This window comes from Shinella sp. GW821-FHT10F02 (assembly GCF_058809275.1).
This window is the reverse complement of the sequence record NZ_JBXASL010000005.1, coordinates 46,030-58,753: the sequence shown is the minus strand read 5'-3', so window position 1 is coordinate 58,753 and position 12,724 is coordinate 46,030. Positions and strand designations below refer to the sequence as shown.

Annotated in this window: 13 protein-coding genes; 11 read left to right on the top strand and 2 right to left on the bottom strand. The window is 63.4% G+C overall.

Annotation, left to right across the window (positions count from 1 at the left end):
* Window position 1: 1 nt before the first annotated feature.
* Entirely contained in the window at window positions 2-880 is an 879-nt protein-coding gene (locus AC1RWL_RS16485) for a GntR family transcriptional regulator (RefSeq protein ID WP_493095588.1), read from the bottom strand.
* Window positions 881-1,071: 191 nt separating this feature from the next.
* Here AC1RWL_RS16485 and AC1RWL_RS16480 point away from each other — a divergent pair, with 191 nt between their 5' ends.
* The 9 genes from AC1RWL_RS16480 (at window position 1,072) to AC1RWL_RS16440 (ending at window position 10,483) form a co-directional block, all read left to right on the top strand.
* A complete protein-coding gene (locus AC1RWL_RS16480) occupies window positions 1,072-2,091 on the top strand; it encodes an aldo/keto reductase (RefSeq protein ID WP_493095589.1) in 1,020 nt (339 codons plus the stop codon).
* A gap of 27 nt (window positions 2,092-2,118) precedes the next feature.
* Window positions 2,119-2,565 (top strand): RbsD/FucU family protein, encoded by a 447-nt coding sequence (locus AC1RWL_RS16475; protein WP_493095590.1) that lies wholly within the window; start codon window positions 2,119-2,121, stop codon window positions 2,563-2,565.
* Window positions 2,566-2,774: 209 nt separating this feature from the next.
* Entirely contained in the window at window positions 2,775-3,761 is a 987-nt protein-coding gene (locus tag AC1RWL_RS16470; RefSeq protein ID WP_493095591.1) for an ABC transporter substrate-binding protein, read from the top strand.
* Window positions 3,762-3,849: 88 nt separating this feature from the next.
* Complete coding sequence (locus AC1RWL_RS16465; RefSeq protein ID WP_493095592.1) at window positions 3,850-5,403, top strand: sugar ABC transporter ATP-binding protein; 1,554 nt, start codon at window positions 3,850-3,852, stop codon at window positions 5,401-5,403.
* Between the two features lie 87 nt (window positions 5,404-5,490).
* Window positions 5,491-6,465 carry an ABC transporter permease gene (locus tag AC1RWL_RS16460; RefSeq protein WP_256120439.1) on the top strand — a complete coding sequence of 325 codons (975 nt, stop codon included), beginning with the start codon at window positions 5,491-5,493 and terminating at the stop codon, window positions 6,463-6,465.
* Between the two features lies 1 nt (window position 6,466).
* Window positions 6,467-7,483, top strand: a complete 1,017-nt coding sequence (locus AC1RWL_RS16455) for a zinc-binding alcohol dehydrogenase family protein (RefSeq protein ID WP_493095593.1) — start codon at window positions 6,467-6,469, stop codon at window positions 7,481-7,483.
* A gap of 197 nt (window positions 7,484-7,680) precedes the next feature.
* Window positions 7,681-8,970: a polyhydroxyalkanoate depolymerase gene (gene phaZ, locus AC1RWL_RS16450; protein ID WP_256120437.1), complete on the top strand. Its 1,290-nt coding sequence runs from the start codon at window positions 7,681-7,683 to the stop codon at window positions 8,968-8,970.
* Between the two features lie 128 nt (window positions 8,971-9,098).
* Complete coding sequence (locus AC1RWL_RS16445; protein WP_493095594.1) at window positions 9,099-9,536, top strand: DUF2852 domain-containing protein; 438 nt, start codon at window positions 9,099-9,101, stop codon at window positions 9,534-9,536.
* A gap of 185 nt (window positions 9,537-9,721) precedes the next feature.
* On the top strand, window positions 9,722-10,483 hold the full coding sequence (locus AC1RWL_RS16440; RefSeq protein WP_435268946.1) for a M48 family metallopeptidase: 762 nt from the start codon (window positions 9,722-9,724) through the stop codon (window positions 10,481-10,483).
* Between the two features lie 13 nt (window positions 10,484-10,496).
* On the opposite strand, the gene AC1RWL_RS16435 is transcribed toward AC1RWL_RS16440, so the two are convergent.
* Window positions 10,497-10,691, bottom strand: coding sequence for a YqaE/Pmp3 family membrane protein (locus AC1RWL_RS16435; RefSeq protein WP_256120434.1), 195 nt, complete (start codon window positions 10,689-10,691; stop codon window positions 10,497-10,499).
* A 141-nt stretch (window positions 10,692-10,832) separates the two neighbouring features.
* Here AC1RWL_RS16435 and AC1RWL_RS16430 point away from each other — a divergent pair, with 141 nt between their 5' ends.
* Window positions 10,833-11,507: a phosphoribosylanthranilate isomerase gene (locus AC1RWL_RS16430; RefSeq protein WP_256120433.1), complete on the top strand. Its 675-nt coding sequence runs from the start codon at window positions 10,833-10,835 to the stop codon at window positions 11,505-11,507.
* The gene (trpB, locus tag AC1RWL_RS16425; RefSeq protein ID WP_435268945.1) at window positions 11,504-12,724 is read left to right on the top strand and encodes a tryptophan synthase subunit beta; all 1,221 of its coding nucleotides are present in this window, start codon (window positions 11,504-11,506) and stop codon (window positions 12,722-12,724) included. The genes AC1RWL_RS16430 and trpB overlap by 4 nt, the downstream gene beginning before the upstream one ends.

The following is a 12,724-nucleotide window of genomic DNA, read 5'->3' as shown; positions in this document are numbered from 1 at the left end:
GTCAGTTGATGGATTGCAGCAGGGTTTCGCGCGCCGATTTCAGGTGGCGCCGGCAGGCATCCTCGATCTGTGCGGGATCGCGTGAGCGCAAGGCCGCGATATAGACGAGGTGTTCCTCCATCGCCCGCGCATTGCGCTGGCGGGCATTCGTCTTGTTCCACTGGTAGTGATAGTGGAAGACGATGGCGATGACGTCGTAGAAATCGACGATGAAACGGTTCTTCGAAGCCCGGTGCACCAGCAAGTGGAAGCGCTCGTCCAGCTCGGAAAAATCCAGGTAACGATTTTCGATGTCGCCCAGAATGGCGTGATGCACCGCCTCGATCGCATCGAGCTCCAGCCAGGCGGGATGCTCTGCCGGCAGGCGCGCGAAGGCGGCGGCCGAGCGCAGCTCGAACATTTCGCGCACCTCCGTCAGTTCCAGCGCGAATTCGCGGGTAAAGCCCTTCAGCACCCAATGGCTGTTCGGCCGCTTCTCGATGAGCCCGAAGCGGCTGAAACGGATGAGGAATTCGCGCACGCTGGTGGTGCCGATGCCGATCTCGCGCGCCAGTTCCAGCTCGTTGATCTGCATGCCCGGCTCCGCGCCGCCGGCGAGAATCCGGCGCATGAAGCTGCGCTCGATGATTTCGGAGAGCGAATCCGTCTCTTCCGTCGGAAAATAGTCGGAGGCGAGCGGCTTGCGCAGCACGATCTTGCGGCGCTTCTCCCAGGCGAGCAGCCCGACATCTTCAAGCCGGGTCAGGATCGCGCGCACGGTCGTGCGGCTGACACCGAGGGCAGCGCCAAGCTCGGGCTCCGAGGGCAGGCTTGCCGATTGCTCGAGCAGCTTGACGCAGCGATTGAAGGCGTCCTTGAAGACGTTGTTCTGTTTGGCCATGGGTGCCGCCGGTTCCTGGGATGTCGCGTCCCTTAATGGCTGATCGGGCAAATGACCAGGCGACCAGCCGCATCGCGTCCGCCCGTCGGCATCCTCCGTTTCCTCCTTCATGCATATTACCCATTGACGACGATCTGTCTATTGCCGATAAAAGACAAATGCCGGCGAAAGGACGCCGGCCGGGAGGATGCATGAAGACGCGGACCATCGGCAGGACGGGCCTGGCCGTGACCGAATATGGTTTCGGCACCGCAGCGCTAGGCGGGCTCTACCGGGCCTGCCCGCGTGATGCGGCGATGGTGACGCTCGATGCCGCCTGGCAGGAGGGCGTGCGCTATTTCGACACCGCGCCCTGGTATGGCTTCGGCCTGGCGGAGCGCCGCACCGGCGATTTCCTGCGCGACAAGCCGAAGGGCAGCTACGTGCTGTCCAGCAAGGTCGGCCGCATCATGGTGCCCGTCGCCGACGACAAGGTGCCGGCCTACGGCTATGTCGATCCGCTGCCCTTCGATGTGCATTACGACTATAGCTATGACGGCATCATGCGCTCCGTCGAACTCAGCCATGCCCGGCTCGGGCTGAACCGCATCGACATGCTCTATGTGCACGATATCGGCGTCTATACCCACGGTGCCGAACGCAACGCCTTTCACCTGCGCCAGCTTCTCGACTCCGGCTTGAAGGCGCTGGGCGAGCTCAAATCCGCCGGCGCCATCAAGGCCTTCGGGCTCGGCGTCAACGAGGTGCCGGTCTGCCTGGACGTGCTGCGGCATGCCGATCTCGACTGCATCCTGCTCGCCGGTCGTTATACGCTGCTCGACCGTTCCGCGTCGGCGGAGCTTCTGCCGCTCTGCGAACAGAAGGGCACGTCGCTGGTGGTGGGTGGCGTGTTCAATTCCGGCATCCTGGCCACGGGTCCGGTCGAAGGCGCGCATTTCGACTATATGCCGGCAACGCCGGAGGTGGCGGGCAAGGTGCGCGCGATGATGGAGATCGCGCGCGGGCAGCATGTGCCGCTCGCCGCACCGGCGCTGAAATTTCCGCTGGAGCATCCCGCCGTCGCTTGCGTGCTTCTGGGCACGGCGAAGCCGGAGAGCCTTCATCGCAATATGGCGCTCGCGCGCATGACGTTCTCGAAAGACATTTATCCGGCTTTCGAGCCGCATATACTCGTTGCGCCGGAACTGGGAGACGACGCCGTCCGGCAATGATTTCGATCTGGGAGGATCGGCAGAACCATGTTGAAGGGTATTCATCCGCTGCTCGGGCCGGACCTGCTGCACGCGATCAGGACCATGGGCCATGGCGACGACATCGTCATTGCGGACGCGAATTTTCCGTCGAGTTTTCTCGGTCCCGAGGTGATCCGGGCGGATGGCGTCGATGCGGTGTCGATCACCGAGGCCATTCTGGCCCACATGCCGCTCGATACCTTCGTGCCCGAGGCCGCCTGGCGCATGGAGGTCGTCGGTGATCCGGCGGCGGTGCCGGAGATCTGCGTCACCTTCCAGGATCTCGTTCGTCGATTGGCCGGCGACTTCACGGTGCATGCCGTCGAGCGCTTCGCCTTCTACGAGATGGCGAAGAAGGCCGCCTATATTGTCGCCACGACGGAGTTCCGGCTTTATGGCAATATCATTCTGAAGAAGGGTGTCGTGCACCCGCATGAGGTCTACCGGGTCTGAACACCTGCGGCCACCGTTTGGGAGGACGGATGGCGATGACTGGAATGCCTGAAAGGACACGGTTTTTTGCAAGGTATTGCTTGCTTGCCAAGGAGGGCAGGCGGGTATAGCGTGAAGCAATACTGTTTTTTATCGATAAAAGATCGAGTTGTCCGCTTCCTGCGACGCGATCGCATAAGCAACAGGGAGCACTAGAGAGGAGAAATCTGATGAGCATTGTAAGATCGCTTCTGTCTCGCCGCGCCTTTACGGCGCTGGCGGGTGCCGCAGTCCTCGCCACCATGGCCCCTGCCGCGTCCTTCGCGCAGGAAGTCACCATCCCGATCATCGTCAAGGACACCACGTCCTTCTACTGGCAGATCGTGCTTGCGGGCGCGCGCGCCGCCGGTAAGGATCTCGGCGTCAACGTGCCGGAGCTCGGCGCGCAGTCGGAATCCGACATCAACGGCCAGATCAGCATCCTCGAAAACGCCGTTGCGGGCGGCCCGGCCGCCGTCGTCATCTCGCCGACGGAGTTCAAGGCGCTCGGCAAGCCGGTCGACGAAGCGGCGAAGTCCGTTCCGATCATCGGCATCGATTCCGGCGCGGATTCCAAGGCGTTCACCTCGTTCCTGACGACGGACAACGTGCAGGGCGGCCGCATCGCCGCCGATGGCCTTGCCGCGGCGGTCAAGGCCGCGACCGGCAAGGAAGAGGGCGAGATCGCCATCATCACCAGCCTGCCGGGCGTCGGCTCGCTCGACCAGCGCCGCGAAGGGTTCCTGGATCAGATCAAGACCAAATATCCAGGTCTCACCGTCGTTGCCGATAAATATGCGGATGGCCAGGCGACCACCGGCCTCAACATGATGACCGACCTCATCACCGCCAACCCGAACCTCGTCGGCGTCTTCGCCTCCAACCTCATCATGGCGCAGGGCGTCGGCCAGGCGATCGCGGAAAACAAGCTCGGCGACAAGATCAAGGTCATCGGCTTCGACTCGGATGAAAAGACCGTCGGCTTCCTCAAGGAAGGCGTGCTCGCTGGCCTCGTCGTGCAGGATCCGTACCGCATGGGCTATGACGGCGTGAAGACGGCGCTCGCCGTTTCCAAGGGCGAGAAGGTTGAAACCTTCGTCGATACCGGCGCCAACCTGGTTACCAAGGAAAACATGGCCGATCCGAAGATCGATGCCCTGCTGAACCCGAAGATCTGATCGGTTTCACGCATCGCGTTTGACGATCTCCCGCCCGGGCCGCATGATCCGGGCGGGACGCTTTCCACGCAGTCGGGAGGAGACAGCGATGAGCAGCCTTGAAGAGCTTAGCCATCGGCACGAAGACGAGGCGAAACTCGCCGAATCCGAAACGGTGCCGCGCGGCGCGCCGATCCTCGAACTGCGCGGGCTTCAAAAGAAATACGGCCTCGTCGAAGCGCTGAAGCCGGCGACGGTGACGTTCCTGGCGGGCGAAATCCACGCCATCGTCGGCGAGAACGGTGCCGGCAAATCGACGCTGATAAAGCTTCTGACCGGGGTTATCCGGCGCACGGCCGGTGAGGTGTTCTGGTGCGGCAAGCCCGTGCAGCTCGCGACACCGACCGAAGCCATCAAGCGCGGCATCAACGCGGTGCATCAGGAGGTCGTGCTCTGCGCGCACCTCTCCGTCGCGGCCAACATGTTTCTCGGCGACGAGATGGATCGCTACGGCCTGATGCGCAAGGGCGCCATGGAGCGCGCGGCGCAGGCCGTGCTCGACGATCTCGGCTTCCTGCTGCCGGCAGGCGCCCAACTCGGCAGCCTCACCATCGGCCAGCAGCAGCTCGTCGCCACCGCCAAGGCGGCCATGCGTGGCATCCGCTTCCTCATCTTCGACGAGCCGACCGCCTATCTGACGCGCCAGGAATCCGCCCAGCTCTTCCGGCTCATTCGCCGGCTACGCGATCAGGGCGTGACGATCGTCTATATCAGTCACCGCATGGAGGAAGTCTTCGAGCTCGCCGACCGCGTCTCGGTCCTGCGCGACGGCACCCATGTCGGCACGCGCCTTATCAGCGAGACCAACGACAACGAGCTGATCGCGCTGATGATCAACCGCACGATCGAGCAGATCTACCACAAGGAAAAAGTGCCGATCGGCAAGGCCATCGTCGAGACGAAGGGGCTTTCGGGACCCGGCTTCGAGGATGTGTCTCTGACGGTGCGTTCCGGCGAAATCGTCGGTCTTTATGGGTTGATTGGTGCCGGGCGCAGCGAATTCGCGCTCGGCCTCTATGGTCGCCAGCCGCTTTCCGCCGGCGAAGTTTTCTGGGATGGCAAGAAGGTCGACATCCGCAATGAACGCGACGCCATGGAGCTCGGCATTGCGCTGGCGCCGGAAAGCCGGCGCGACCAGGGCCTCTGCCTCAACCTGCCGATCGGCCTCAACATCAACCTGCCGATCTTCAAGCGGTTGAGCTCGGGTCTCGTGATCCGCAAGGGCGACGAGGCGGCGAATGCCGACCAGCAGATCCGCAACCTCAGCATCAAGACGCCGTCACGCCGCGTGCTCGCCTCCGCCATGTCCGGCGGCAACCAGCAGAAAATCGTCATCGGTAAATGGCTGAGCCATGGCGCCCGGCTGTTCATCTTCGATGAGCCGACGGTCGGCGTCGATGTCGGCACCAAGGCGGAAATCTACCGCCTGTTCGGCGAGCTCCTGAAAAAGGGCGCCGGCATCATCCTGATCTCGTCCTACCTGCCGGAGGTCTATGAACTTTCCGACCGGCTGCATGTCTTCCGCGGCGGCCGGCTCGTCGCCAGCCATGACCACCGGGCGGCCTCGCACGAGGACGTCCTGACCCAGGCCATCGGCATTTAGAGCAATACCAGCAAAAGTGCGAAGCGGTTTTGCGTCCGGGATTGCGTGAAAACATGCAGTGCCGCCGCGCCATAAAGGAGAAGAAACATGAGCGTGGAGACGACGACGGAAAGCGCACCGGCACCGAAGAAGGGCACGAACATCCTGCTCGGCCTGACGCTGCTCGGCCTGCTTCTTTTCCTCTGGCTGCTGCTAGGCCTGTCGACCAATGCCTTCTGGTCGCCGAACAATATCAGCAACCTGCTGCGCCAGGGCGCCATGACGGCGATCCTCGCGGTCGGCCAGACCTTCGTGATCATCACCGCCGGCATCGACCTCTCGGTCGGCGCCATCGTCGGCTTCACCAGCGTCATCGTCGCCTGGCTGCTCCAGGCGGGCGTGCCGCTCTGGGCGGCCATCATCCTGACGCTGCTGATGGGCGTTGCGATCGGCGCCTTCCATGGTTTCGGCATCGTGCGCATGGGCCTGCCGCCCTTCATCATCACGCTCGCCACGCTCACCTCGCTGCGCGGCATTGGCCTGCTCATCACCAACGGCTCGACGATCTCGATCAACCATGAAGGCTTCACCAACTTCTCGCGCACCGATTTCCTTGGCGTGCCGAGCCTGTTCTGGATGGTCATCCTGGTGGCGATCCCGGCCTTCGTCTTCCTGCACCTCTCGCGCTGGGGCCGTTATCTCTTCGCGGTCGGCTCGAATGCCGAGGCGGCGCGGCTTTCCGGCGTCAATGTCAACCGCACGATCTACCTCGCCTATATCCTGTCTGCCACCTGCGCCGCCTTCGTCGGCCTGTTGCTCGCCTCGCGCATCGGCATCGGCAATGCCACGCAGGCGGAAGGCTGGGAGTTGCAGGCGATCGCCTCCTCGGTCATCGGCGGCACCAGCCTGTTCGGCGCGGTCGGTTCGGTGCACGGTCCGCTGCTCGGCGCCTTCATCCTGGCGACCATCAACAACGGCGCGAACCTCCTGAACGTCAACTCGTTCTGGCAGCGCATCATCACCGGCCTGCTGATCATCGTCATCGTCTATTTCGACCAGCTGCGCCGTCGCGGAAGCCGTTGAGATGAAAGCCATCGTTTGCATCGAGCCCGGCCGCCTGGAGGCGGTCGAGCGTCAGAATCCGGCTACGCTTCCGGAAGGATGGGTGCGTCTCGCGGTCAGCCATGTCGGCATCTGCGGCACCGACTACCATATTTTCGAGGGTAAACACCCGTTCCTCGAATACCCGCGGGTGATGGGCCACGAGGTTTCCGCCACCGTCGTCGATCCCGGCACGAGCGCGTTTGCCGTGGGCGCCCCCGTCGTCGTCAACCCGTATTTGTCCTGCGGCACCTGTGTGGCCTGCCGGCAGGGCAAGCCGAACTGCTGCATGGCGATCCGCGTCCTCGGTGTGCACACGGATGGCGCCTTCTGCGAGGAGATCGTGCTGCCGGCGGACAATCTTTATCCGGCTGACGGCCTTTCCCTGGAAGCGGCCGCGACAGTCGAATTCCTGGCGATTGGCGCCCACGCGGTCCGTCGTTCGCAGGCGCCGGCCGGGTCTCGGGCGCTGGTCATCGGCGCCGGCCCGATCGGCCTCGGCACCGCGCTTTTTTCGCGTATCGCCGGCCACGCGGTGACGCTGATGGACACATCCGCCGAACGCCTCGCCATCGCGGCCGAGCGTTTTGGTTTTATCAGCGGCATTCTGGCGGGAGAGACAGCCACCGAGGCGGTATCCACGGCGACCGGTGGCGACGGCTTCGATGTCGTCTTCGATGCGACGGGGTATGCAAAGTCGATGGAGGCGGCGTTCGCCTATGTCGCCCATGGCGGCGCCCTGGTGCTGGTCAGCGTGGTCAAGGACGAGATCCGTTTTTCCGATCCGGAATTCCACAAGCGGGAGATGACGCTGGTCGGCAGCCGCAATGCCACGCGCGCCGATTTCGAGCATGTCATGGCAAATATCCGCGCCGGTGAGGTGCCGGTCGAAGCGCTCGTCACGCACCGCACCACGCTCGACCGTGTGCCCGTGGACCTCGCCCGCTGGGCGACGGAAAAGTCGGGTCTCATCAAGGCCGTTGTGCGCGTTGCAGCATAGGGCGGCGTGATCTCGTACCCGCTGGATTTGTTCATGTCCGCGAAAGGTCTGCGGCCTACCATGCTTTTGGACCGGTCGGTTCCGGTCTGTTGCTCCGCAGCGAAAACGTGTTAGTCTTTCGCACCTGCGGAAACCGGGATGATCCGGACGAGGCGGCCATTCCGGCCTGCACTGTCCAAGACGGGGTGTCGCGTTCAATGTATTATCAGCTCTATGAAATGAACCATGCGATGATGGCGCCCTGGCGCGCCGTCGCGGACCAGATGCGGATGGCCTTCCGCAACCCGCTCAATCCGGTCTCGCACACCTATTTCGGCCGCACCATGGCCGCGGGCTTCGAGGTCCTCGAACGCTCCACCCGGCGCTACGGCAAGCCTGAGTTCGACCTCCCGACCACGCTCATCGACGGCAAGACCATTTCTGTGCATGAGAAGGTCGTCTGGAAGCAGCCCTTCTGCAATCTTGTGCATTTCGAGCGCTGTTTGCCGGCCGGCCACCGCCGCGATCCGAAAGTGTTGATCGTCGCGCCGATGTCCGGCCACTATGCGACGCTGCTACGCGGCACCGTCGAAGCGCTGCTGCCGCATGCGGAAGTGCACATCACCGATTGGATCGACGCGCGCATGGTGCCGCTCTCCGATGGCACCTTCGATCTCGACGATTATATCGACTACGTCATCCAGATGCTGCATGCGCTAGGGCCGGATACCCATGTCATCGCCGTCTGCCAGCCGGCCGTGCCGGTGCTGGCCGCCGTCGCGGTCATGGAAGCCGATGACGATCCGCTGTCGCCCTCGACCATGACGCTGATGGGCGGGCCGATCGACACGCGCATCAACCCGACCGCCGTCAACAAGCTCGCGGAAGAAAAGCCGATCGACTGGTTCCGCGACAATGTCATCATGCCGGTGCCGTGGCCGCAGCCGGGCTTCATGCGCATGGTCTATCCGGGCTTCCTGCAATTGTCCGGTTTCATGTCGATGAACCTCGACCGCCACGTCGTCGCCCACAAGGAGTTCTTCGCCCATCTCGTGAAGAACGACGGCGATGCGGCCGAAAAGCACCGCGATTTCTACGACGAGTACCTGGCAGTCATGGACCTGACGGCGGAATTCTATCTCCAGACGGTCGAGACCGTGTTCATGAAACACGCTCTGCCGAAGGGCGAGATGATGCACCGCACGCGTCCCGTCGATACGACGGCGATCCGCAAGGTGGCGCTGCTCACCGTCGAAGGCGAGAACGACGACATTTCCGGCGTCGGCCAGACCCAGGCGGCGCAGACCATCTGCACCAACATCCCGGACGACATGCGCATGCACTACATGCAGCCGGATGTCGGCCATTACGGTGTCTTCAACGGCTCGCGTTTCCGCAAGGAAATCGCCCCGCGCATCCTGTCCTTCATCGCCGAGCATGCCCGCAGCGAGAAGGCAAAGCAGGTGCCGCGCGTCATCAAGGGTGGAAAATCGGGCGCTGCCGCCTGATTTTCTGGGCCGCTTTCAGGCACTTGCCAGAATTTGCCGGGCATTGTCTTGAACGCGATCCGTGCTCTGCCCACATCGGAATCATCGGAAACCAGGGTGGTTTCCGCCGATCGTGAGGAAGATTGCACATGAACCAGTCAGCGCTTATCCGTCCGGACTGGACGCCTGCGACCATCGCCCTGATGGTGCTCGGCTTCGTGGTGTTCTGGCCCCTCGGCCTAGCCATGCTTGCCTACATCATCTTCGGCGATCGCCTGAAATCCTTCAAGAAAGACGCCAACGAAACGGTTGACGGCCTGTTCGCCTCCTGCCGCAGCAAATGGGGTGGCCGCCGCGGCAGTTCCTCGTTCCGCAGTGCCACCGGCAACGTCGCCTTCGACGACTGGCGCGATGCCGAACTGTCGCGCCTCGATGAAGAGCGCCGCAAGCTCGACGAAATGCGCGAAGAGTTCGATTCCTATGTCCGCGAGCTTCGCCGCGCCAAGGACCAGGAAGAGTTCGACCGCTTCATGCGCGAACGCCGCGCCTCCGGCCACGGCGACGTCCCGGGCTTCCCGGCGACGTGAGGTGCTGCCTCACCCTTCGTCATCCTCGGGCTTGACCCGAGGATCCACGCGGCACCCACGGCATGGATGGTCGGGTCAAGCCCGACCATGACGAAAGAGGGGGAGTGGATTCCCGACCGGCGCCTTGTGCGCCGGTTTTTCGTTGAGGCGTTTCAGTCAGGCCCGAATCGGCTATGAAAGGTGCCATGTTCTCCTCGCTTCGCAAGCCCCGCAAGGCCCTGAAGACGCCGCCTCCGCCGGAGACGCGCGAACTCGACGTCAATGGCCGGCGCCTGCCGCTGACCATCCGGCGCGACCTGCGCGCGACCCGGCTGACGCTGCGCATCGAGCCCGGCGGCCGCGCGCTGCGCATGACGGTGCCGAATGGTGTGCCGGAGCGCGATATCCGCGATTTCCTCGATCGTCATCAGGGCTGGCTGATGACGAAGCTCGCCAAGTTCCGCTCGACCAACGAACTGGCTGACGGCGGCTATGTCATGATCCGCGGCGTCTCGCACCGCATCGAGGCGACGGGCCGGCTGCGCGGCCTGACGGAGGCCCTGATAATCGAGGACGAGGCCGTGCTGCGCGTCGGTGGCATGGAAGAAAGCATTCCACGCCGCATCAGCGATTTTCTGAAGAAGGAAGCGCGGCTGGAGTTGGACCGTTTGGTCGCCGTTCACGCCGGCCGCGTCGGCAAGCGGGTCAAGTCGCTGACGCTGCGCGACACGCGCAGCCGCTGGGGCTCCTGCTCGGTGGATGGCGCGCTCAGTTTTTCCTGGCGCATCGCCATGGCGCCGCCGCATGTGATCGATTATCTCGCCGCCCACGAAGTGGCGCATCTGCGCGAGATGAACCACAGCCCGGCCTTCTGGACGCTCTGCGAGCAGCTCTGCCCCGGCATGGAAGACGCCAAGCGCTGGCTGAAGCGCAATGGCAGCCTGCTGCACGCGGTGGACTTCGGCTGACGCTATTCAAAAGTCAGCGGCGGTCAGCGAGCGCGTCGCGGATTTTCTTGTCGGTATTGTACTGCCCGAGCGCATAGACGGCCCAGATGGCGGCCGGCAGCCAGCCGATCAGCGTGATCTGCAAAATGAGGCAGATAATGCCCGCGATCGGCCGCCCGATGGTGAAAAACACGAGGAAGGGCAGAAGGATGGCGATGATGAGCCGCATGGAGGTCTCCGGTCGATGTCTTTTGTGAATATGGGTCCGCCTGGCGCCCATGCAAGGGTGCCGGTTCGGTTGCCGGTTTCGGGCGATCCACCGCCGTCTTTCGGCTCGACTCTTCTGGAAAATCGTGCGACTTCCCTCCCCATGAAACTCGACATTAAAATCTGCGGACTGAAGACCGAGGAGGCCGTCGACAAGGCCGTTTCGCTCGGTGCCAGCCATATCGGCTTCATCTTCTTTCCCAAGAGCCCGCGCAACATCGAGCCGTCGGATGCCGGGCGTCTGGCAGACCGCGTGCGCGGCCGCGTGAAAATCGTCGCCGTCACGGTCAATGCCGACAATGACACGCTCGACGAGATCGTCGACCAGCTGTCGCCGGACATTCTCCAGCTGCACGGCAGCGAAACCCCGGAACGCGTGCTGAACGTCAAGGCGGTCTATGGACTGCCGGTGATGAAGGCCTTGTCGGTGCGCGATGCGGACGATCTGAAGAAGGTCGAGCCCTATATCGGCATTGCCGATCGCTTCCTGTTCGACGCCAAGCCGCCGGCGGGCTCCGAGCTTCCGGGCGGCAATGGCGTGTCCTTCGACTGGACGCTGATGCATTTGCTTGACGGAAGCGTCGATTACATGCTTTCCGGTGGGTTGAACAAGGATAACCTCGCCGAGGCCATCGAGCTCACCGGCGCGCCGGGCATCGATGCCAGTTCCGGGCTCGAAAGCGCCCCGGGCGTCAAGGATCTCGGCCTGATCGAAGCGTTTTTTGAAGCGGCACGAAAAGCGGAACGCGAGACCGCCGTCGCAGGGAGAGGCAAGTGAACCAGTCACCCAACCTGAATTCGTACCGGGAAGGTCCGGACGAGGACGGCCGTTTCGGCATTTTCGGCGGTCGTTTCGTTGCCGAAACCCTGATGCCGCTGATCCTCGAGCTTCAGGAGGAATGGGACAAGGCGAAGACCGATCCCGCCTTCCAGGCCGAACTCAAGCATCTCGGCACGCATTATATCGGCCGCCCGAGCCCGCTTTATTTCGCCGAACGGCTGACGGAGCATCTCGGCGGCGCGAAGATCTATTTCAAGCGCGAGGAGCTGAACCACACCGGCTCGCACAAGATCAACAATTGCATCGGCCAGATCCTGCTCGCCAAGCGCATGGGCAAGACGCGCATCATCGCGGAAACCGGTGCCGGCCAGCACGGCGTGGCCTCCGCCACCGTCGCCGCGCGCTTCGGCTTCCCCTGCGTCGTTTACATGGGCGCGACGGACGTCGAGCGTCAGGCGCCGAACGTTTTCCGCATGAAGCTGCTCGGTGCGGAGGTTCGCCCCGTCACCGCCGGCAGCGGCACGCTGAAGGACGCCATGAACGAGGCGCTGCGTGACTGGGTCACCAATGTCGAGGACACCTATTACCTGATCGGCACCGCCGCCGGCCCGCATCCCTATCCGGAGCTGGTGCGCGATTTCCAGGCGGTGATCGGCACGGAAGCCCGCGAGCAGATTCTCGAAGCCGAAGGTCGCCTGCCGGACATGGTGATCGCGGCCGTCGGCGGCGGTTCCAACGCCATCGGCATCTTCCATCCCTTCCTCGACGACAAGAGCGTCCAGATCGTCGGCGTCGAAGCCGGCGGCAAGGGCCTCGATGGTGACCTGCACTGTGCCTCGCTCACCGCCGGTTCGCCGGGCGTGCTGCACGGCAACCGCACCTATCTGCTGCAGGATGCCGACGGTCAGATCAAGGAAGGCCACTCCATCTCCGCCGGCCTCGACTATCCGGGCATCGGCCCCGAACATGCCTGGCTGCACGAGATCGGCCGCGCCGAATACGTGCCGATCATGGACGACGAGGCACTGGAAGCCTTCCAGCTTCTGACCAGGCTCGAAGGCATCATTCCCGCACTGGAGCCGAGCCACGCCATTGCCGAAGTCATCAAGCGTGCGCCGAAAATGGGCAAGGACCAGATCATCCTGATGAACCTCTCCGGCCGCGGCGACAAGGATATCTTCACCGTCGGCAAGATCCTCGGCATGGAGCTCTAA

What these genes read in the sequence shown, in the direction of transcription:
- AC1RWL_RS16485 (WP_493095588.1), bottom strand. Translation starts at nt 880, where the DNA reads ATGGCCAAACAGAACAACGTCTTCAAGGACGCCTTCAATCGCTGCGTC.
- AC1RWL_RS16480 (WP_493095589.1), top strand. Translation starts at nt 1,072, where the DNA reads ATGAAGACGCGGACCATCGGCAGGACGGGCCTGGCCGTGACCGAATAT.
- AC1RWL_RS16475 (WP_493095590.1), top strand. Translation starts at nt 2,119, where the DNA reads ATGTTGAAGGGTATTCATCCGCTGCTCGGGCCGGACCTGCTGCACGCG.
- AC1RWL_RS16470 (WP_493095591.1), top strand. Translation starts at nt 2,775, where the DNA reads ATGAGCATTGTAAGATCGCTTCTGTCTCGCCGCGCCTTTACGGCGCTG.
- AC1RWL_RS16465 (WP_493095592.1), top strand. Translation starts at nt 3,850, where the DNA reads ATGAGCAGCCTTGAAGAGCTTAGCCATCGGCACGAAGACGAGGCGAAA.
- AC1RWL_RS16460 (WP_256120439.1), top strand. Translation starts at nt 5,491, where the DNA reads ATGAGCGTGGAGACGACGACGGAAAGCGCACCGGCACCGAAGAAGGGC.
- AC1RWL_RS16455 (WP_493095593.1), top strand. Translation starts at nt 6,467, where the DNA reads ATGAAAGCCATCGTTTGCATCGAGCCCGGCCGCCTGGAGGCGGTCGAG.
- phaZ (WP_256120437.1), top strand. Translation starts at nt 7,681, where the DNA reads ATGTATTATCAGCTCTATGAAATGAACCATGCGATGATGGCGCCCTGG.
- AC1RWL_RS16445 (WP_493095594.1), top strand. Translation starts at nt 9,099, where the DNA reads ATGAACCAGTCAGCGCTTATCCGTCCGGACTGGACGCCTGCGACCATC.
- AC1RWL_RS16440 (WP_435268946.1), top strand. Translation starts at nt 9,722, where the DNA reads ATGTTCTCCTCGCTTCGCAAGCCCCGCAAGGCCCTGAAGACGCCGCCT.
- AC1RWL_RS16435 (WP_256120434.1), bottom strand. Translation starts at nt 10,691, where the DNA reads ATGCGGCTCATCATCGCCATCCTTCTGCCCTTCCTCGTGTTTTTCACC.
- AC1RWL_RS16430 (WP_256120433.1), top strand. Translation starts at nt 10,833, where the DNA reads ATGAAACTCGACATTAAAATCTGCGGACTGAAGACCGAGGAGGCCGTC.